This window comes from Streptomyces sp. NBC_00335 (genome assembly GCF_036127095.1).
GTDB lineage: Bacteria > Actinomycetota > Actinomycetes > Streptomycetales > Streptomycetaceae > Streptomyces.
Window position 1 is genome coordinate 6,248,122 of the sequence record NZ_CP108006.1, and the last position, 20,014, is coordinate 6,268,135.

Sequence of the window (20,014 nt, forward strand, 5' to 3'; positions counted from 1 at the left end):
CGACAGGATTTGAACTGATCACAGAAGGGTCACTAGGGTCAGTCAAACCTTCGTGCGGTAGTTCACTCATTCGGGGTGGCAGCGAAGGTGTCGCCGAGTCATGCGTTCTTCGGCGGCTCTAGGAAGAAGGAGATCGCCTTCGTGGCGTCCCACCGTCGACCCAAGCCGCCGACCCGCATGCGCACCACCGTGCTCGGCGTCACCGCGGCAGCCGCCGTGGTCCTCTCGGGGCAGGCCGCTCACGCCGCCCCGGCCAAGCCCAGCAAGGACGAGGTCAAGGCCAAGGTCGACGCCCTCTACGAAGAGGCCGAGCAGGCGACCGAGAAGTTCAACGGGGCCAAGGAGCGCCAGGACAAGCTCGAAACCGAGATCGGGCAGCTCCAGGACCAGGTCGCCCGCGGCCAGGAGGACCTCAACGCGCTGCGCGGCACGCTCGGTTCGATGGCCAGCGCCCAGTACCGCAGCGGCGGCATCGACCAGTCCCTCGCGCTCTTCCTCTCGGCCGACCCGGACAGCTACCTCGACAAGGCCTCCACCCTGGAGCAGTTGAGCGGCAAGCAGGTCGAGGCGGTCCAGAAGATCCAGGCCAAGCAGCGCACCCTCGCGCAGCAGCGCCAGGAGGCCGCGGGCAAGCTCACCGACCTCGACGCCACCCGCAAGGAGCTCGGCGAGAAGAAGAAGGCCTCCCAGGACAAGCTCGCCGAGGCCCAGGCGCTCCTCAACACCCTGACGGCCCAGGAGCGGGCGCAGATCAAGGACGAGGACAGCCGCGCCAGCCGCAGCGCCGGCGAGCGCGTCCCCGACCTCGGCAACGCGAAGCCCTCCGGTCGGGCCGGCGCCGCCCTCGCGGCCGCCCAGACCAAGATCGGCAGCGCGTACATCTCCGGTCACGAAGGGCCCAACACCTTCGACTGCTCGGGTCTGACCCAGTGGGCGTACAAGCAGGCCGGCGTGAACATATCGCGCACCACCTTCACGCAGATCAACGACGGCACCCGGATCGGCAAGAGCCAGCTCCAGCCGGGCGACCTGGTGTTCTTCTACGGCGACCTGCACCACGTCGGCCTGTACGCGGGCGGCAACCAGGTGCTGCACGCCTCGAACCCGCGCAGCGGCGTCAAGTACGAATCGATCAACAACATGCCGTTCCAGTTCGGCGTGCGAGTGGGCTGACGCCCCCTGCGCCCAGGGCTCGACCGGACGCGCCGCACACCGCCCATCCGGGCGAATTCCGAGGCCCCGCTCTGACCACACGCCCCGCCGGTGACCTGCGTCTCCGACGGGGCGTCACTGTGCGTGCCCGCCGCGGGTCGTTGGCCGGTGCCCTCCCGCGCGGCTACTGTCTGCCAGCGCGGAACCCCGGCACACGGCCGTCCACGGAGGGCGGACCCGGTCCCGCCCAGCAGGAGGGAGCGGTTTCACGTGGCGTCCCATCGCCGGTCCGGGCCCAGCGCCCTCGACCGGAACACCAAGGTCACCGTCCTCACCGCCGCCGCGGCGGGAGCAGCGGTAGTCATGTCGGGCGCACCCGCCGGTGCGGCCCCCGGCCTCCCGCAGGAGCCCTCCGCGGGCACCCGCGCCCAGGTCGACCGGCTCTTCGAAGAGGCCGAACAGGCCACCGAGCGCTTCAACCAGGCGGGCGAGCGCGCCGGCCGCCTGCGCACCGAAGTCGACCGGATCCAGGACGCGGTGGCCCGCGGGCAGGACCGCATCAACACCATGCGCGGGGTGCTCGGCGCCTACGCCGGAGCCCAGTACCGGGCCGGCAGCATCGACCCCGCCGTCGAGCTGATGCTCTCCGAGGACCCGGACGACTACCTCGCCAAGGCCTCCGCCCTCGACCGGCTGTCCGGCCACCAGGCCCGCCAGCTCGACGAACTGCGCTCCGAGCAGCGCCGGCTCGGTCAGGAGCGCCAGGAGGCCTCCCGCAAGCTCTCCGAACTCGACTCCCTGCGCGCCGCCGTGGCGAAGGAGAAGCGCGCCGTGACCGCCAAGCTCGCCGCGGCCCGCCGGCTGCTGAACGCGATGCCCACGCAGGAACGCGCCGACTTCGACCGCGCCTCCCGCTCCGGCGGCCGCCCCGACGCCCTGCCCGAGCTCCCCGACCCCGCCGCCTCCGGGCCCTCCTCCGGCCGCGCCGCGACCGCCGTGATGGCGGCCCGGTCCGCCGTCGGACGGCCCTACGTATGGGGTTCCACCGGCCCCTCCGGCTTCGACTGCTCCGGGCTGATGGTGTGGTCGTACCGGCAGGCGGGCGTCGCCCTGCCCCGCACCTCGCAGGCGCAACGGCACGCCGGGCGGCGGGTGCCGCTGTCGCAGGCGCGCCCCGGGGACCTGGTGACGTACCGCTCGGACGCCAGCCACGTCGGCATGTACGTCGGCAACGGCCAGGTGGTGCACGCCCCGTACCCGGGGGCGCGCGTGCGGTACGACCCCGTCGGGATGATGCCCGTGTCCTCGGTGACCCGGCCCTAGGGATCGCGCTGCGTACGATCGGGTGATGCTCCCGGTCCTGGGCCGTGCACCTCGGTGTACCCCTCCGCGCACCCCTGTCAGGCGCTCGCGCGCGCTGCCGCTGGTGCTGCTCTGCCTGCTGCTGCTCTGCGTGCCGCTGGCCGGATGCGGCTCCGGGGCTCCTTCCGGGTCCGGATCCGGGGCCCCTTCGGCTTCGGCGGACCCCGCCGGGCGGGACGTCCGGCGGGCCGTCGCCGACTGGTCGGCGGCCCCGCCCGCGGCCCTCGCCGCGATCCCGCTGGAGGGCTGGTCGTACGAGGTCTCCACGGTCCGGGTGGAAGGCGTACGGGCCTTCGCGCGCGCCGAGCTGCGCTACCGGCTCACCGGCTACGACGCCGCCCCGGCCGGCTCCGCCCGCGAGGTGGAACTCACCCGCGACGGCGGCCCCTGGACGGTGACCGCCGACCGCCCCGCCCCCGGCGCCCTGCCGCAGCTGTGGGACCAGGGCCCGGTGACGGTGGAGCGCGGGGCGCGCGCCCTGGTGCTCGGCGGCGCCGGCCAGAGCGCCGGCCCCCTCTCCGAGATCGCCGCCGAGGCCGACAAGGCGGTGCCCGCGGCGAGCGCGGCCTGGCCGCGGCCGTGGGCGGGCCGGGTGGTGGTGCTGGTCCCCGGCTCGCTGGACGCGATGGCGGCGCTGCTGGGGCGTCCCGCGGACGAGTACCGCGGCCTGGGCGCCGTCACCACCGGGCGGACCGGGGCGGGCCCCGCCCCCGCCGACCGGGTCGTGGTGAACCCGGAGGGGTACGGGCAGCTCACGGCGGAGGGCCGCCAGGTGATCCTGACCCACGAGACCACCCACGTGGCCACCCGGACGGCGACCACCGCCAAGACCCCGCTCTGGCTCTCCGAGGGCTTCGCGGACTGGGCCGCGTACCGCGACAGCGGGCGCACCCCGGCCGAAGCCGCGCCGTCCCTCGCCCGCGCGGTGCGCCGGGGCGACCTGCCGGCCGCTCTCCCGGAGCCCGGGGCCTTCGCCTTCGGCGGGGACGCGGACGCTCTGGCGCGGGCCTACGAGGGCTCCTGGATGGCCTGCCGGCTCATCGCCCGGCGGTGGGGGGACGCGGCACTGGTCTCCCTGTACGAGAAGTCCGGCCGGGAATCCCTCCCGACGGCGGTCGCGGACACCCTGAACACGGACCCCGCAGCGCTGACCCGTGCCTGGCAGCAGGACCTGACCCGGGAGTTCCGCTAGCCCGGCGGGCCCTGGCCCGATCGCGCGGCGCCGTTGCCGGGGGCCGGCCCCCGGACCCCCGCTCCTCAAACGCCGGAGGGGCTGATCTCGCCCCGGCGCCGCCGCCCGCGCACCGCCCCGAAGGGCGGAGCCCCACAGGTTCCGAGCCCGCGGGGCAGAGCTCCGCGCGCTCCCGCACCGCAGGTCACCGCCCCGCAGGGCCCCGCTCCGGTAGGGTCGGCAGGCGATGGACAAGACGCTGATCGTGACCAACGACTTCCCGCCGCGGCCGGGGGGCATCCAGGCCTTCCTGCACAACATGGCGCTGCGACTCGACCCCGACCGGGTCGTGGTCTACGCCTCCACCTGGAAGCACTCGGCAGAGGCCCGCGCCGCCACCGCCGCCTTCGACGCGGAGCAGCCCTTCCAGGTGGTCCGCGACCGCACGACGATGCTGCTGCCGACCCCCAGGGTCACCCGCCGGGCCGTGGGCCTGCTGCGCGAACACGGCTGCTCCTCGGTGTGGTTCGGCGCGGCGGCCCCGCTGGGCCTGATGGGGCCCGCGCTGCGCCGGGCCGGCGCGCGCCGGATCGTGGCGACCACGCACGGGCACGAGGCGGGCTGGGCGCAGCTGCCGGTCGCGCGCGGGCTGCTGCGGCGCATCGGCGAGGGCACGGACACCCTGACCTACCTGGGGGAGTACACCCGTTCGCGGATCGCCCCGGCCCTGACGGACCGGGCGGCGGCGCGGATGACGCAGCTCCCGCCGGGGGTGGACGAGAAGACCTTCCACCCGGGTTCGGGCGGCGCGGAGGTCCGGGCGCGGCTCGGACTGACGGACCGGCCCGTGGTCGTCTGCGTCTCGCGGCTCGTTCCCCGCAAGGGCCAGGACACGCTGATCGAGGCGATGCCGCGGATCCTGGCGGCGCTGCCGGACGCCGTCCTGCTGATCGTGGGCGGCGGCCCCTACGAGGCCGATCTGCGGGCACTGGCCGCCAAGGCCGGCGTCGCCGAGTCCGTCGTCTTCACGGGCGCCGTCCCGTGGTCCGAACTGCCCGCCCACTACGGGGCCGGGGACGTCTTCGCGATGCCCTGCCGGACCCGGCGCGGCGGGCTCGACGTGGAGGGCCTCGGCATCGTCTACCTGGAGGCGTCCGCCACGGGCCTGCCGGTGATCGCGGGCGACTCCGGCGGCGCCCCGGACGCCGTACTGGACGGGGAGACGGGCTGGGTGGTCCCCGGCGGCGCCCCGGCCGAGACCGCGGAGCGCGTCCTGGCCCTGCTCCGGGACCCGGCCCTGCGCGCGCGCATGGGCGAGCGCGGCCGTGCCTGGGTCGAGGAGAAGTGGCGCTGGGACCTGCTGGCGGAGCGCCTGCGCGAGCTGCTGTAGCTGACGCCGGGCCCGCTGCCCGGGATCCCCTTTCCGTACGGAGAGGGGATTATCGCCGCTGGGGGCCCGATCGCGGGCAGAGTCGATCAAACCGCTCGGGCCGCGGCGGGCCCCGCCTACGGTCGAGCCATGTCTGACTGTTACTCAGAAGCGTGTCAGTGCGGGTTATGGCCGGTTGGGCGGAATCCGCTCATGATGCGCGCATGACACCAAACCTGACGCGTCGTCACGTTCTCGGTCTCGGCGCCCTGCAGACCGCGGCCGCCCTCGGATTCACCCGGATCGGCCTGCAGTCCGCGGCCGCCGCCGAGCCCGCGGCCGCCACGTACGCCCCGGCCATCGTCGTCGGCTCCGGCTACGGATCCGCCGTCGCCGCGCTCCGCCTCGGCCAGGCCGGAGTGCGGACCGTCGTCCTGGAGATGGGCCGGCTCTGGGACACCCCGGGCGCCGACGGGAAGGTCTTCCCCGCCACCTCCGCCCCCGACCAGCGCTCGATGTGGTTCCGCAACCGCACCGAGGCCCCGCTCGCCCAGTTCCTCTGGCTGGACGTGGTCAACCGCAACATCAGCCCGTACCCCGGCGTCCTGGACCGGGTGAACTACGGGGACATGTCGGTGTACGTGGGCCGCGGCGTCGGCGGCGGCTCCCTGGTCAACGGCGGCATGGCGCCCACGCCGAAGCGCTCGTACTTCACCGAGGTCATGCCCCGGGTCGACGCCGACGAGATGTACGGCACCTACTACCCCCGGGCCCGCGCCATGCTCGGGGTCAACGACATCGACCCGGCCTGGTTCGAGTCCACGGAGTGGTACCGCTTCGCCCGGATCTCCCGCAAGCACGCCCAGAAGACCGGCCTGAAGACCACCTTCGTCCCCAACGTCTACGACTTCGAGTACATGAAGCGCGAGGCCGCCGGCACTGCCACCCGGTCCGCCCTCGCGGGCGAGGTCATCTACGGCAACAACCACGGCAAGAAGAGCGTGGACAAGACCTACCTCGCCGCCGCCCTGGGCACGGGGAACGTCACCATCGAGACCATGCAGCGCGTGGTCGGCGTACGGCAGGACCCGGCGGGCGGCTACGTCCTGACCGTCCAGACCAGCGACCTCACCGGCCGCGTCACCCAGGTCCGCGAACTGGGCTGCAAACAGCTCTTCCTCGGCGCCGGCAGCCTCGGCACCACCGAGATCCTGCTGCGCGCCCGCGAGACCGGCACCTTGCCCGGCCTGAACGACAAGGTGGGCCTCGGCTGGGGCCACAACGGCAACGTCATGACCGCCCGCGCCAACCACCTGTGGGACACGGTCGGCGCCAACCAGGCCACCATGCCGGCCCTCGGCATCGACGACTGGGACAACGCCTCGAACCCGGTCTTCGCCGAGATAGCCCCGCTCCCGATGGGCTTCGAGCACTGGATCTCGATGTACCTGGCCATCACGAAGAACCCGGAGCGCGGGCACTTCACCTACGACGCCGCCAGCGACTCGGCGAAGCTCCGGTGGACCCGGGACCAGAACACCCCGTCCGTGCAGGCCGCCAAGCGCCTCTTCGACCGGATCAACCGGGCCAATTTCACCATCTACCGCTACGACCTCTTCGGCGACAACAAGAACTTCGCCGACAACTTCACCTACCACCCGCTGGGCGGCTGCGTCCTCGGGGACGCGACCGACGACTTCGGCCGCGTGAAGGGCTACCAGGGCCTCTACGTCACCGACAGCTCGCTGATCCCCGGATCGCTCGGGGTGAACCCCTTCGTGACCGTCACCGCCTTGGCGGAGCGGAACATGGCGCGGGTCCTCGCCGAGGACCCGCGCTAGCCCCGGAAGGCACGCACTAGCCCCGGTAGAGGGCTTCGATCTCGTCCGCGAAGTCCTTCGCCACCACATTCCGCTTCAGCTTCAGCGAAGGCGTGATGTGCCCGGACTCCTCCGTGAACTGGGAGGGCAGAATGCGGAATTTCCGCACCGATTCCGCCTTGGAAACCGCCGCGTTGCCGTCGTCCACGGCCTTCTGGACGGCGGCGATGAGATCCGCGTCCTCGCGCAGGTCGGCCGCCGTCACGCCGGCCGGCTTGCCGTGCTCCGCGGCCCAGCGGCCCAGGAACTCCTCGTCGATGGTGACCAGTGCGGCCACGAACGGCCGCGCGTCGCCGACCACCATGCACTCCGCGACCAGCGCGTGCGCCCGGATCCGGTCCTCGATCACCGCGGGCGCCACGTTCTTGCCGCCCGCCGTGACGATGAGCTCCTTCTTGCGCCCGGTGATCGCCAGGTAGCCGTCCTCGTCGAGCGTGCCGACGTCGCCGGTGTGGAACCAGCCGTCGGTCAGCGCGTCGGCGGTGGCCGTCGGGTTGTTCCAGTACTCCTTGAAGATGTGCTCGCCGTGCAGCAGCACCTCGCCGTCGTCGGCGATGCGCACCACGGAGCCCGGGAGCGGCTGGCCGACCGTACCGATCTTCGTCTTGTCCCACGGGTTGAAGGCCGTGGCCGCGCAGGACTCGGTCAGGCCGTAGCCCTCCAGCACGGTGAAGCCGATGCCGCGGAAGAAGTGGCCGAGCCGCTCGCCCAGCGGGGCCCCGCCGGAGATCGCGTACTCGCCGCGCCCGCCGAGGACCGTGTGCAGCTTGCTGTAGACCAGCTTGGAGAAGACCTTGTGCTTCAGCTTGAGGCCCAGGGACGGTCCGCCCGGCAGGTCCAGCGCTCGGCTGTACGCGATCGCCGTCTCGGCCGCCGCGTCGAAGATCTTGCCCTTGCCGTCGGCCTGGGCCTTGGCGCGGGCCGAGTTGTAGACCTTCTCGAAGACGCGCGGCACGCCGAGGATCAGCGTGGGCCGGAAGGACTGCAGCTCGTCGGTGAGGTTCTTGATGTCCGGTACGCAGCCCAGCCGGATCGGCGCCAGCACGGCCGCCACCTCCACCAGGCGGCCGAAGACGTGCGCGGCCGGCAGGAAGAGCAGCACGGAGCACTCGCCGGTCCGGAACAGCGGACGCAGCCGGGCCACGATGTTGCCGCACTCGGCGAAGAAGCTGCGGTGGGTCAGCACGCAGCCCTTGGGGCGGCCGGTGGTGCCGGAGGTGTAGACGATGGTGGCCGGGTCGTCGGCGCCCGCGAGCGCGCTGCGCTCGTCGACCTCGGCGTCGGAGATGCCGGCGCCGGCCGCCTTCAGCGTCTCCAGGGCGCCCTGCTCGATCTCCCAGACCTCGCGCAGCTCCGGCAGCCGGTCGCGCAGGGCGGCCACGGCCGCGGCGTGCCCGGGGGACTCCACGACGACGGCGACGGCGCCGGAGTCGCCGAGGATCCACTGGATCTGCTCGGGGGAGCTGGTCTCGTACACGGGGACCGTGACGGCGCCCGCGCTCCAGATCGCGAAGTCGATCAGCACCCACTCGTAGCGGGTGCGGGAAATCAGGGCGACCCGGTCGCCGGGCCGGATGCCGGCCGCGATCAGGCCCTTCGCCGCGCTGCGGACCTCCGCGAGGAACTGCGTCGCGGTGACGTCCTGCCACGCGCCGCCGACCTTGCGGGCCATGACGGCGACGTCTGGATGCTGAGCGGCGTTGCGGCGGATGAGATCCGTCAGGTTCCCGTCCGACGGGACCTCGTACAGGGCCGGAAGGCTGAACTCGCGCAAGACTGCTGCTCCTCTGGGCGCCATCGCCACCATGTGGACCGACCGGACGTTACCCACCGGTAGTGGGTTCCGGATAGAGGGAACCGGCCAGATGTTCCCTGCGTCACATGCCGCGGCCGTGTCCTACCGACGATAGTCGACCCGGTTTGCGACTCGGAAGTAACCGCAGGTCCGGCCGCCTGGCCCGATTCCCTACCCGCGGTGGCCAAGCGCCCCTAGGGTGGCCGCATGGGTGGCTCTATGGGTGGTACGCAGAACCGGACACGGATCCACGTCGTCAGCGACGTCCACGGCAACACCGAGGCCCTGGCGCGGGCCGGGGAAGGCGCCGACGCGCTGATCTGCCTCGGCGACCTCGTCCTCTTCCTCGACTACGCCGACCACTCGCGCGGCATCTTCCCCGACCTCTTCGGCGTCGACAACGCCGACCACATCGTCGAACTGCGCACCGCCCGCCGTTTCGAGGAGGCCCGGGACTTCGCCCGCGGACTGTGGGCCGGGCTGGACCGCGAACGGCTCGTCGAGGGCGCGGTCCGGCGCCAGTACGCCGAGATGTTCGCCGCCTTCCCCCGGCCGACGTACGCCACGTACGGAAACGTCGACATCCCCGGCCTCTGGCCCGAGTACGCCGGCCCCGGCCTCACCGTGCTCGACGGCCAGCGGGCCGAGATCGGCGGCCGGGTCTTCGGCTTCGTCGGGGGCGGACTGCCCTCGCCGATGCGCACGCCCTACGAGGTGCCCGAGGAGGAGTACGCCGCCAAGGTGGAGGCGCTGGGCGAGGTCGACGTGCTGTGCTCGCACATCCCGCCGGACGTGCCGGAGCTCTGCTACGACACGGTCGCGCGGCGCTTCGAGCGGGGGAGCGGGGCGCTGCTCGCCGCGATCCGCCGGATGAAGCCCCGGTACGCGCTCTTCGGCCACGTCCACCAGCCGCTCGCCCGGCGGATGCGGATCGGCGCCACCGAGTGCGTGAACGTCGGGCACTTCGCCGCCACGGGAAGGCCGTGGGCCCTGGAGTGGTGAGGTCTTGACGCGCGATAGCCTTCACGCGGCGGCCCAGTGCCGTCCGCACACTTCCTCGAACTCCCCCCGGAGGAGCGACCGCGATGGCGGAACACACCAGCTCGAGCATCATGATCGAGGCGCCCCCTGCCGACGTCATGGCCGTGATCGCCGACTTCGCCCGCTACCCGGAGTGGACCGGTGAGGTGAAGGAGGCCGAGGTGCTGGCCAAGGACGACGCCGGCCGGGCCTCCCTCGTCCGCCTGCTGCTCGACGCGGGCGCGATCAAGGACGACCACACGCTGGCGTACACCTGGCCCGCCGAGAACACGGTCAGCTGGACGCTGGACAAGTCCCAGATGCTGAGGCAGCTCGACGGGTCCTACCAGCTGGCGGCGGTCGCGGGCGGTGCGCGCACCGAGGTGACGTATTCGCTGACCGTGGACGTCAAGATCCCCATGCTCGGCATGATCAAGCGCAAGGCGGAGAAGGTCATCATCGACCGCGCGCTGGCGGGCCTGAAGAAGCGCGTGGAGAGCCACCCCGGCAAGCCTTCTTAACACGGAGCTCGCACCGCTCGGCCCTTGCGGGCCTCCCGGGCTTCGCCCCGCTGCGCCGAACTCCGTCCGGCGGTGGCCGGGCGGGGCTGCCGCCACCGCCGTCCCGGCGCGGGCCGGTGGGCGGGTGCGGGTGGTTCGGCCCTGCGGGGCTGGGTCCCCTACCCGCCCTTCGCCCGTTCCCCGGGGCTGGGCCCCGGACCCCCGCTCCTCAAACGCCGGAGGGGCTGGATTTTGCCGGTCAGGGCTGGATGGCGCGGAGCGCCATTTCAGCCGTCCGGCGTTTGAGGACCGGGGTCTGGGGCGGAGCCCCAGGGTCTTTCCGGGTCCGGGCAGCGCCCGGGGAACGGTGGAAGGGCGGGTAGGGGACTTCTGCCTTGCCCCGCGCAGCGGCACACCCGCAGCCGGGGGCGGCCCCGGGGGCGTGGCAGGCTGGCGGGGGTCGCCGGACGCCCCGCCGGGGAGCAGGGGCCAGGTACACGCGGAGCTAGGAGCAGCATGCACACCCTTCTCGTCACCGGCCCCGGCGGCGCCGGGCGGAGCACCGTCGCAGCGGCCACCGCACTCGCCGCCGCCCGCCAGGGCCACCGGGTGCTCCTGCTCACCGCCGGCCCCACCGACCCGCCCGTCACGACGCACGGCACGCTCAGCGTGGCCCGCGTCGACTCCGGCGAAGAGTTCCGGCGCGAGCTCGTCGAGCTCCAGGAGCGCGGCTCCGCGGTGCTGGGGATGCTCGGCGCCCGCCCCCTGCACGCCGACGAGATCACCGAACTGCCCGGCGCCGAGCAGTTCGCCCTGCTCCGCGCCCTGCGGCGGGCCGCGGCCGAGCCCGGCACCGACCTCCTGGTGGTCGACATGCCCCCGCTGCACCAGGCGATCACCACCCTCGCGCTCCCCGCCCAGCTCCGCCGCTACCTCGCCCGGCTGCTCCCCGCGGAGCGCCAGGCGGCCCGTGCCCTGCGCCCCGTACTGGCCCAGCTCGCCGGTGTCCCGATGCCCGCGCAGTGGCTGTACGAGGCCGCCGCCCGCTGGGACGAGGACCTGGCGGCCGTCCAGGACGTCCTGGAGGCCCCCACCACCTCCGTACGGCTCGTCGCCGAACCGGGACCCGCCGCCGACGCCGCGCTGCGCCTGGGCAGGCTCGGGCTCGCCCTGTACCGGCTGCCCGTCTCGGCGCTCGTCGCCAACCGGATGCTGCCCGCCGGATCCACGGACCCGTGGCTCGCGGGACTCGCCGCCCAGCAGGAGAAGTACGCCACCCAGTGGGCCGGCGACGGGAGCCTCCCGGTGCTCCCCGTACCCCACCTGGGCCGGGACCCGCACGGCCCCGAGGACCTGGCGGAGCTGGCCCCGGCCCCCGCCCCGGCGATCGCGCCCCGCCCCGCCTGGGCCGTCGAGGACCGGATCGCCGAGGACGGGGTGCTGCTGTGGCGGGTCCCGCTGCCCGGCGCCGAGAAGCGGGAGCTCGGCCTGGTCCGGCGCGGGGACGAGCTGCTGCTCACGGTGGGCCCGTACCGCAGGATCGTTCCCCTGCCCGCCGCGCTGCGCCGCTGCACCGTCTCCGGGGCCGCCCTCGCCGACGGCGAGCTCCGCATCCGCTTCACCCCGGACCCGGACCTGTGGCCCCGCGGCGGCGAGAAGGCGTAGCGGGCGGCTCTGGGGGGCGTACCGCCGTTCGGGTAACGTCGGAGGTAGTGGGAGTGCGCACCGCACGCCCAGTCGCCGCCGCAGGAGAGTCCGCCATGAGCGAGGCCACCGACCGCCCCACCGATCCCTCCTCCGGGGACGACGCCTGGGCCGAGGCCTGCGCCGAGGACCTCGCCGCCGAGCGGGAGCGCCGCAGGTCCGAGCAGGGCGCCTCCGCGGGCGCCGGCACCGGAACCGCCGCCGAGGAGCTGTTCAAGCTCTTCGAAGCCGTCGCCGACAAGGTGTCCGACAAGGTCTCCGCGCTGAACAACCCGCTGTTCGGGGTCGCCGCGCAGGGCGCCGTACGACAGTTCGTCAACCAGGCGAAGAGCGCCGCCAGACCCGTCGTCGAACGCAACCCCGAGGTCTTCGACCACCTCGCGGCGGCCGGCTCGGAGCTGCTCGCCGCCTACCGTTCCGCGGTCGAGGGCCACGAGCGCCGCTGGACGCGCGACGAACCGGCCCCCGGGCGGGGCGGCGGGCCCGTCGAAAACGCAGCCGGGAAGGCCGAGGACCCCCGTGACGAGGGCGACGGCGGTCCGACCGAGCGGATCGATCTCGACTGAACCCCCGCCTCCCTCGGGTACGGTTGACAGCGGCGGGGTTTGACCGGAAACCGAGGGACTAATGGGACTCACCATCGGCGTCGACATCGGCGGCACGAAGATCGCGGCCGGCGTGGTCGACGAAGACGGCACCATCCTTGAGACGTACAAGGTGCCCACGCCGCCGACCCCGGACGGAGTCACGGACGCGATCTGCGCCGCCGTATCCGAGGTCAGCGCCAGCCACACCATCGACGCGGTCGGCATCGGCGCCGCCGGATACGTCGACGACAAGCGCGCGACCGTGCTCTTCGCGCCGAACATCAACTGGCGGCACGAGCCGCTGAAGGACAAGGTCGAGCAGCGCATCGGCCTGCCCGTGGTCGTCGAGAACGACGCCAACTGCGCCGCCTGGGGCGAGTACCGCTTCGGCGCCGGCCAGGGCCACGAGGACGTCATCTGCATCACGCTCGGCACGGGCCTGGGCGGCGGCATCATCATCGGCAACAAGCTCCGGCGCGGACGCTTCGGCGTGGCCGCCGAGTTCGGCCACATCCGGGTGGTCCCGGACGGCCTGCTGTGCGGCTGCGGCAGCCAGGGCTGCTGGGAGCAGTACGCCTCCGGGCGCGCGCTCGTCCGCTACGCCAAGCAGCGCGCCAACGCCACCCCCGAGAACGCGAAGGCGCTCCTCGCGCTCGGCGACGGCACCCCCGACGGCATCGAGGGCAAGCACATCAGCGAGGCGGCCCGGGCCGGCGACCTGGTGGCCATCGACTCCTTCCGCGAACTGGCCCGTTGGGCGGGCGCCGGCCTCGCGGACCTGGCCTCGCTCTTCGACCCGTCGGCGTTCATCGTCGGCGGCGGCGTCTCCGACGAGGGCGACCTGGTCCTCGACCCGATCCGCAAGTCCTTCAAGCGCTGGCTGATCGGCGGCGCCTGGCGTCCGCACGCGCAGGTGCTCGCCGCGCAGCTGGGCGGCAAGGCCGGTCTGGTCGGCGCGGCGGACCTGGCCCGCCAGGGCTGAGGCCTCCCGTATCGGCGGACTGCCCGCCGCGCCCCCTGGGGTGCGGCGGGCAGTCTCGTTATGTTGCCGGTATGGAACTCACCGAGCTGCCGAACTCCCGTACCGAAGCCGATGGTTCCGCCGTGATCCGGGTGCTCTCCTACAACGTCCGCTCGCTGCGCGACGACGAGGACGCGCTGGCGCGGGTGATCCGCGCGTGCGCGCCCGACCTGGTGTGCGTCCAGGAGGCGCCGAGGTTCTTCCGGTGGCGCAAGCACGCGGCGCGGCTGGCCGCGAAATGCGACCTGGTGGTCCTGTCGGGCGGCGCGACGGCCGCGGGACCGCTGCTGCTGTGTTCCCTGCGGGCCTTCGTGGAGCGGACCGAGGACGTACTGCTGCCGCTGACACCGGGCCGCCACCGGCGGGGTTTCGCCACGGCGGTCGTACGGCTGGGCGGGGTGCGGGTCGGGGTGCTCAGCGCGCACCTGTCGCTGGACGGGCCGGAACGTCTCGCCCAGGCGGAGCTGCTCCTGGACCGGCTCGCCGGGATGGACGTGCCGTACGCGATCGCCGCGGGGGACATCAACGAGGGCCCCTCGGGGCCCGCCTTCTGCCGGCTGGCGGGGGCCCTTCAGGACTGCCGGGTGGCGGCGCCGTGGGGTGGGGAGCACACCTGGGTGCGGTCTTCGCCGCCGCGGCGGATCGACGCGGTCTTCGCCAGTGCGGGGGTGGAGGTCCTGGCGTGCGGTGTCCCCGCGGGGCTGCCGGGAGTCACCCCCGCGGACCTCGCCCGCGCCACGGACCACCTCCCGGTCCTGGCCACCCTCCGACTCTCCTCTTGACGCGCCGCTCGCGCCGCTCGGCGGCCTCCCCGGCGCAGCGGCGCGAAGCCCGGGAGGCCCGCCAGGGCCGAGTGGTGCGAGCGGCGCGTAAAAGATCAGACCACCGCGCCCCGGCCGGGGTCGTCGTCCTCGTCCTCGCCCGTGGACATCCGCGCGACCAGTGTGGCGAAGCCGCCCAGGAACCCGCCGACGCCCAGCGTCGTCAGCCACCAGGTCATCTCCCACTGGAGCAGCACCGCCAGGAGCAGCAGGACCGGTCCGCCCACCACGGCGAGCCAGGCGAACTTCGACGTCGCGTCCGCCTCCGGCAGCTCCGGCTCCGGGGGTACGAAGTGCCCCTCGTCCTTCGCGGCCTCGGGGGAGTCGTCGGGTTCGGCCAGGGAGTGGTCCCGCGGCCCCGCGCCGCCCACGCCCGGGGCGAACACCACCGAGCTGCCCAGAGCCGCCGCCGACGGCGGTTCCGGGGAGGCCGGATTGGAGGCCGGACCGGCCGGGTCGGCCGCGGGAGCCGGAGCGGCCGGAGCGGCCGGTTTCACGTCCTCCTCCGGCAGGAGGAGATTCTCGATCGGCCGGAACGGTCTCGCGCCCGGCGGGTCCGCGGGCTCCTGGCCGTAGCCGGCCACGATCGCCGCCCACGCCGCTTCCTCGTCCAGCGGGGGAACACCCCCGGAGGACTCCTCGTGCTCAGCCACCGCTGGCCGCCCCCTCCCTGCCCAAGCTCTCCGACAGCCGCCCGACGAACGCGTGGCTGTCCGCGAAGATCCGCTCCGCGTCATGGTCCAACGTCGCGACGTGGTAACTCTGTTCCAGCAGCGTCTCGGTGACGTCCGTGGAGGACACCCGCGCCAGGATCCGCGTCGAGTCCGCCGGCCGCACCACGTGGTCCTGCGGGCTGTGCAGCAGTAGCAGCGGCTGCGTCACCTGCGGCAGTTCGGTGTCCAGCATCAGCAGGAACTTCCGCAGCGAGTGCGCGGCCCGGGTCGGGACCCGGTCGTAGCCGACCTCTTCCGCGCCCGGCTTGGCGATGTCGCTCGCGATGCCCGGAGTCGACCGGACGAAGTGCTTGACCACCGGCAGTGCCACGGCCAGCGGGTCGTGGATCTTGTTGACCGGGTTGACGAGGACGATGCCGCTGATGGCGTCTCCGTGCTTCGCCGCCAGCCGCAGCGTCAGCGCGCCGCCCATCGACAGCCCGAAGACGAACACCCGGTCGCAGCTGTCGAGCAGCTCCCGCAGCGCGCGGTCCACCTCGGCGTACCAGTCCTGCCAGCCGGTGAGCTGCATGTCCTGCCAGCGCGTGCCGTGCCCGGGCAGCAGGGGCAGCGACACCGTCAGTCCCTGCGCGGCCAGATGGTCGGCCCAGGGCCGCATCGACTGGGGGGAACCGGTGAAGCCGTGGCAGAGGAGGACGCCGACCTTTCCGCCCTCGTGGCGGAACGGCTCGGCTCCAGGGAGGACGGGCACCAGGGTCTCCTTAGAGGGGGGCGTGGGGTGCGTAGCGCTGTGTGACTTCACCGTACGCGACGGGGGTGGCACCGACCAGGGTCGTCGGACGGCTCCGGGGACGACCAGGGGATAAGGTCTGTTCGACAGACACAGGAAGGCTTTCGAGTTGATCTACGGCGCAATGAAGTTCTCGATCGGCGGTTCCCTGAAGCTCGCCTTCAGGCCGTGGGTGGAGGGCCTCGAGAACATTCCCGCAGAGGGGCCGGCGATCCTCGCGAGCAACCACCTGTCCTTCTCGGACTCCTTCTTCCTCCCGGCCGTGCTGGACCGCAAGGTGACCTTCATCGCGAAGGCGGAGTACTTCACCTCCCCGGGCGTCAAGGGCAAGCTGACGGCCGCCTTCTTCAAGGGCGTCGGCCAGCTCCCGGTGGACCGTTCGGGTGCGCGCGGGGCCGGCGAGGCCGCCATCAAGAGCGGCATCGACGTCATCGAGCGCGGAGAGCTGTTCGGTATTTACCCCGAGGGGACGCGTTCACCCGACGGCCGGCTCTACCGCGGCAAGCCCGGTGGTCTGGCCCGGGTGGCGCTGGCCACCGGCGCGCCCGTGATCCCCGTCGCGATGATCGACACGGAGAAGATCCAGCCGCCCGGCAAGGTGGTGCCCAAGCTGATGCGCCCGGGCATCCGGATCGGCAAGCCGCTGGACTTCAGCCGCTACCACGGCATGGACGGGGACCGCTTCATCCTCCGCTCGGTGACCGACGAGGTCATGTACGAGATCATGAAGCTCTCCGGCCAGGAGTACGTCGACATCTACGCGACGGCAGCCAAGCGTCAGATCGCCGATGCGGAGAAGGCGGCCGCCAGGAGCGAGAAGGCGGACAAGGCGGAGAGCGCGGAGAAGGCGGAGAGCGCGGACAAGGCCGACCCGGCCGCCGCGGACGGCGACAAGTAGCAGCACACGGGCGGGACCGCCCGTACGGGGTGGGGGAGATGGCGAAGCGCGAGCGCGTCGTACGCATGTCGGTCGAGCAGCCGCTGTGGCGTGCCCTGACGGCCTACCGGCTGCTCACCATGGTCTACGCGGCGCTGCTGTTCGCCTCGGCCTACAAGCAGTTCGACCGCCCCTGGATCGCGGCCTCCTACCTCGCCTTCCTCGCGGGCTGGACCCTGGTCACCCTCCCCAAGGTGGCGAACGCCGCCAGCTGCACCAAGCGGTTCCTGGGCGCCGACCTCACCGTCGCCTGCATCGGGATCCTGCTCACCCCGCTCGCGGACACCCACGCGCGGATCGTGGACGGCGGCCCCACCCTCCCCTCGATATGGACCGCGGGCTCCGTCCTCGCCTTCGCCATCAAGGGCGGCTGGCGCTGGGCCTGTTTCGCCTCCAGCTTCGTCGCCGCCGCCAACCTCGTGCAGCGCGGCGAGCCCACCCGGGACACCCTGCACAACGTGCTCCTGGTCTGGGTGGCCTCCATCGCCATCGGCTACGTCGTCGAGGTGGCCCGGGCCAGTGAAGCCACCCTGGCCCGCGCCCTGGAGATCGAGGCCGCCACCCGCGAACGCGAACGCCTCGCCCGCGACATCCACGACGGGGTCCTCCAGGTCCTCGCGATGGTCCAGCGGCGCGGCACCGAACTGGGCGGTGAGGCGGCCGAGCTGGGCCGGATGGCGGGGGAGCAGGAGGTCGCGCTGCGCACCCTGGTCTCCAGCGGACTGGCCCGCCCCTCCCGGATCTCCCGCGACGAGGCGCTCGGCGCGATCGTGGCCGCCTTCGAGGTGGAGGAACCCGGCGCCGACGAGGGCGAGCTGGATCTGCGGACCCTCCTCGCCCCGCATGCCGGCTCGCGGGTGAGCTTCGCCGAACCGGGCACCCCGGTGCCGTTGCCCGTGCCCGCGGCACGGGAGCTGGCCGCGGCGGTCGGGGCCGCCCTCGACAACGTGCGCAAGCACGCGGGCGAGGGGGCCAGCGCCTGGATCCTGGTCGAGGACTGGGGCGACGAGGTGATCGTGACCGTCCGGGACGACGGCCCGGGCATCCCGGCGGGCCGACTGGACCAGGCCGAGGGCGAGGGCCGGATGGGAGTGGCCCTATCCATCCGGGGCCGGCTCCGTGACCTCGGCGGCAGCGCCGAGCTGGTGTCCGTCCCCGGGCAGGGCACCGAAGTGGAACTGAAAGTACCGAGGGGGAGCACCCAGTGAACGAGTCGAGCGAGTCGAGCGGGCAGAACGCTCTGGCCGGCCAGAGCGGCCTGGCCGGCATCAAGGTCATGGTCGTGGACGACCATCCGATGTGGCGGGACGCGGTGGCCCGCGACCTGTCCGCCGCCGGCTTCGACCTGGTGGCCACCGCCGGCGACGGCCCCGAGGCCGTACGCCGGGCCCGCGCGGCGGCCCCGCACGTCCTGGTCCTCGACCTCAACCTGCCCGGCATGCCCGGGGTCCAGGTCTGCAAGGAGCTGGTCGGCGCCAACCCGGCCCTGCGGGTCCTCGTGCTCTCCGCGAGCGGCGAGCACGCCGACGTCCTGGAAGCGGTGAAGTCCGGCGCGACCGGCTACCTGCTGAAGTCCGCGGGCGCCCAGGAGCTCATCGACGCCGTGCGCCGCACGGCGGCCGGCGACCCCGTCTTCACCCCGGGCCTGGCCGGCCTGGTCCTCGGCGAGTACCGCCGCCTCGCCACCGACCCGGCGCCGGCCGCCTCCGACGAGCCGAAGGCCCCGCAGCTCACCGACCGGGAGACCGAGGTGCTGCGGCTGGTGGCCAAGGGGCTCTCGTACAAGCAGATCGCGGAACGCCTGGTCATCTCCCACCGAACCGTGCAGAACCACGTGCAGAACACCCTGGGCAAGCTCCAGTTGCACAACCGGGTGGAGCTCGTCCGGTACGCGATAGAGCGCGGCCTCGACGACGCGTAAGGCGGGCGGGGGGCGAGGCAGCCGCTCGTACGAGTGAACGGGCGTACGCAACGCCCCGCAATTCCCCCGGAATTGACCCTTCCCGGCATCTTGCTGTGACCTGAGTCACCACTAGCGTGACCGTCATGCGGGCCCCGCGGCCTCAGCGGGCCCTGTGGCGAAGGGAAAATTCCATGAAGGCCATGAAGGTCGGAGTGCTGACGGGCGGCGGCGACTGCCCCGGGCTCAACGCGGTGATCCGCAGTGTCGTGCGCAAGGGCGTGCAGGAGTACGCCTACGAGTTCATCGGGTTCAAGGACGGCTGGCGCGGCGCGGTCGAAGGCCGCACCGTCCCGCTCGACATCCCCGCCGTCCGCGGGATCCTGCCGCGCGGCGGGACCATCCTCGGCTCCTCGCGCACCAACCCGTTCAAGCAGGACGACGGCGTCCGCCAGATCAAGGAGAACCTCGCCAAGTACGAGGTCGACGCCCTCGTCGCGATCGGCGGCGAGGACACCTTGGGCGTGGCCGCGAAGCTCTACGAGGAGTACGGCATCCCGTGCGTCGGGGTCCCGAAGACCATCGACAACGACCTGTCGGCCACCGACTACACCTTCGGCTTCGACACCGCCGTCGGCATCGCCACCGAGGCGATCGACCGGCTGCACACCACCGCCGAATCGCACATGCGGGTACTGGTCGTCGAGGTGATGGGCCGGCACGCCGGCTGGATCGCCCTGCACTCGGGGCTCGCGGGCGGCGCCAACGTCATCCTCATCCCGGAGCAGCGCTTCGACGTGGACCAGGTCTGCGCCTGGGTGAACTCCCGGTTCAAGGCGAGCTACGCGCCGATCGTGTGCGTGGCCGAGGGCGCGATGCCCAAGGACGGCGACATGGTGCTGAAGGACGCGACGAAGGACTCCTTCGGACACGTGCGACTGTCGGGCGTGGGCGAATGGCTGGCCAAGGAGATCGAGGCGCGGACCGGCAAGGAGGCCCGTACGACCGTGCTCGGGCACATCCAGCGGGGCGGCACCCCGAGCGCGTTCGACCGGTGGCTGGCCACCCGCTTCGGGCTGCACGCGATCGACGCGGTGCGCGACGGGGACTTCGGGAAGATGGTCGCGCTGAAGGGGACGGACATCGTGCGGGTGCCGATCGCCGAGGCGACGGCGAAGCTGAAGACGGTGGACCCGGCGCTGTACAAGGAGGCCGGGGTGTTCTTCGGCTGAGCGGCCGGCTTCCCGGCTGGGCCGCAGGGCGGGTCGGGACCATGGGTCGTAAGGTGACAAACGACCCATGGTCCGATTCTTCGCGCAGTACGGGAGCGA

Annotated in this window: 18 protein-coding genes; 15 read left to right on the forward strand and 3 right to left on the reverse strand. The window is 72.9% G+C overall.

Annotated features, from left to right (window positions below; genetic code table 11):
- The first annotated feature begins 141 nt into the window (after positions 1-141).
- The 5 genes from OHA37_RS28360 (at position 142) to OHA37_RS28380 (ending at position 6,895) form a co-directional block, all read left to right on the forward strand.
- Entirely contained in the window at positions 142-1,173 is a 1,032-nt protein-coding gene (locus OHA37_RS28360; RefSeq protein WP_266913154.1) for a C40 family peptidase, read from the forward strand.
- A 249-nt stretch (positions 1,174-1,422) separates the two neighbouring features.
- Positions 1,423-2,475, forward strand: a complete 1,053-nt coding sequence (locus tag OHA37_RS28365) for a C40 family peptidase (RefSeq protein ID WP_266909392.1) — start codon at positions 1,423-1,425, stop codon at positions 2,473-2,475.
- Positions 2,476-2,578: 103 nt separating this feature from the next.
- Positions 2,579-3,706, forward strand: coding sequence for a hypothetical protein (locus OHA37_RS28370; protein WP_323182366.1), 1,128 nt, complete (start codon positions 2,579-2,581; stop codon positions 3,704-3,706).
- A gap of 226 nt (positions 3,707-3,932) precedes the next feature.
- Positions 3,933-5,075: a glycosyltransferase family 4 protein gene (locus OHA37_RS28375; RefSeq protein WP_266909393.1), complete on the forward strand. Its 1,143-nt coding sequence runs from the start codon at positions 3,933-3,935 to the stop codon at positions 5,073-5,075.
- A 203-nt stretch (positions 5,076-5,278) separates the two neighbouring features.
- Positions 5,279-6,895, forward strand: a complete 1,617-nt coding sequence (locus tag OHA37_RS28380) for a GMC oxidoreductase (protein ID WP_266909394.1) — start codon at positions 5,279-5,281, stop codon at positions 6,893-6,895.
- A 16-nt stretch (positions 6,896-6,911) separates the two neighbouring features.
- On the opposite strand, the gene OHA37_RS28385 is transcribed toward OHA37_RS28380, so the two are convergent.
- Entirely contained in the window at positions 6,912-8,708 is a 1,797-nt protein-coding gene (locus tag OHA37_RS28385) for an AMP-dependent synthetase/ligase (protein ID WP_266909395.1), read from the reverse strand.
- A 228-nt stretch (positions 8,709-8,936) separates the two neighbouring features.
- Between OHA37_RS28385 and OHA37_RS28390 the strand changes: the two genes are divergently transcribed.
- From OHA37_RS28390 to OHA37_RS28415, 6 genes are all read left to right on the forward strand, one after another.
- Entirely contained in the window at positions 8,937-9,731 is a 795-nt protein-coding gene (locus tag OHA37_RS28390) for a metallophosphoesterase family protein (RefSeq protein WP_266909396.1), read from the forward strand.
- Between the two features lie 83 nt (positions 9,732-9,814).
- On the forward strand, positions 9,815-10,270 hold the full coding sequence (locus OHA37_RS28395; protein WP_266909397.1) for an SRPBCC family protein: 456 nt from the start codon (positions 9,815-9,817) through the stop codon (positions 10,268-10,270).
- 495 nt (positions 10,271-10,765) lie between these two features.
- The gene (locus OHA37_RS28400; protein ID WP_266909398.1) at positions 10,766-11,914 is read left to right on the forward strand and encodes an ArsA family ATPase; all 1,149 of its coding nucleotides are present in this window, start codon (positions 10,766-10,768) and stop codon (positions 11,912-11,914) included.
- Positions 11,915-12,009: 95 nt separating this feature from the next.
- Entirely contained in the window at positions 12,010-12,519 is a 510-nt protein-coding gene (locus OHA37_RS28405) for a DUF5304 domain-containing protein (protein ID WP_266909399.1), read from the forward strand.
- A gap of 61 nt (positions 12,520-12,580) precedes the next feature.
- Positions 12,581-13,522 (forward strand): ROK family glucokinase, encoded by a 942-nt coding sequence (locus tag OHA37_RS28410; protein WP_250743712.1) that lies wholly within the window; start codon positions 12,581-12,583, stop codon positions 13,520-13,522.
- A 71-nt stretch (positions 13,523-13,593) separates the two neighbouring features.
- A complete protein-coding gene (locus OHA37_RS28415; protein ID WP_266909400.1) occupies positions 13,594-14,343 on the forward strand; it encodes an endonuclease/exonuclease/phosphatase family protein in 750 nt (249 codons plus the stop codon).
- Between the two features lie 95 nt (positions 14,344-14,438).
- Here OHA37_RS28415 and OHA37_RS28420 read toward each other — a convergent pair whose 3' ends face one another.
- The gene (locus OHA37_RS28420) at positions 14,439-15,035 is read right to left on the reverse strand and encodes a hypothetical protein (RefSeq protein ID WP_266909401.1); all 597 of its coding nucleotides are present in this window, start codon (positions 15,033-15,035) and stop codon (positions 14,439-14,441) included.
- Entirely contained in the window at positions 15,028-15,807 is a 780-nt protein-coding gene (locus OHA37_RS28425) for an alpha/beta hydrolase (RefSeq protein WP_266909402.1), read from the reverse strand. The genes OHA37_RS28420 and OHA37_RS28425 overlap by 8 nt, the downstream gene beginning before the upstream one ends.
- 163 nt (positions 15,808-15,970) lie before the next feature.
- On the opposite strand from OHA37_RS28425, the gene OHA37_RS28430 reads away from it, so the two are divergent.
- The 4 genes from OHA37_RS28430 to OHA37_RS28445 all read left to right on the forward strand — a co-directional run bounded on the left by OHA37_RS28430 (position 15,971) and on the right by OHA37_RS28445 (position 19,915).
- Positions 15,971-16,744, forward strand: coding sequence for a lysophospholipid acyltransferase family protein (locus tag OHA37_RS28430; protein ID WP_266913158.1), 774 nt, complete (start codon positions 15,971-15,973; stop codon positions 16,742-16,744).
- A gap of 38 nt (positions 16,745-16,782) precedes the next feature.
- Positions 16,783-17,991 (forward strand): MacS family sensor histidine kinase, encoded by a 1,209-nt coding sequence (macS, locus tag OHA37_RS28435; RefSeq protein WP_266909403.1) that lies wholly within the window; start codon positions 16,783-16,785, stop codon positions 17,989-17,991.
- Between the two features lie 68 nt (positions 17,992-18,059).
- Positions 18,060-18,704 (forward strand): response regulator, encoded by a 645-nt coding sequence (locus tag OHA37_RS28440; RefSeq protein WP_266913160.1) that lies wholly within the window; start codon positions 18,060-18,062, stop codon positions 18,702-18,704.
- 182 nt (positions 18,705-18,886) lie between these two features.
- The gene (locus OHA37_RS28445) at positions 18,887-19,915 is read left to right on the forward strand and encodes a 6-phosphofructokinase (protein WP_266913162.1); all 1,029 of its coding nucleotides are present in this window, start codon (positions 18,887-18,889) and stop codon (positions 19,913-19,915) included.
- Positions 19,916-20,014 lie beyond the last annotated feature (99 nt).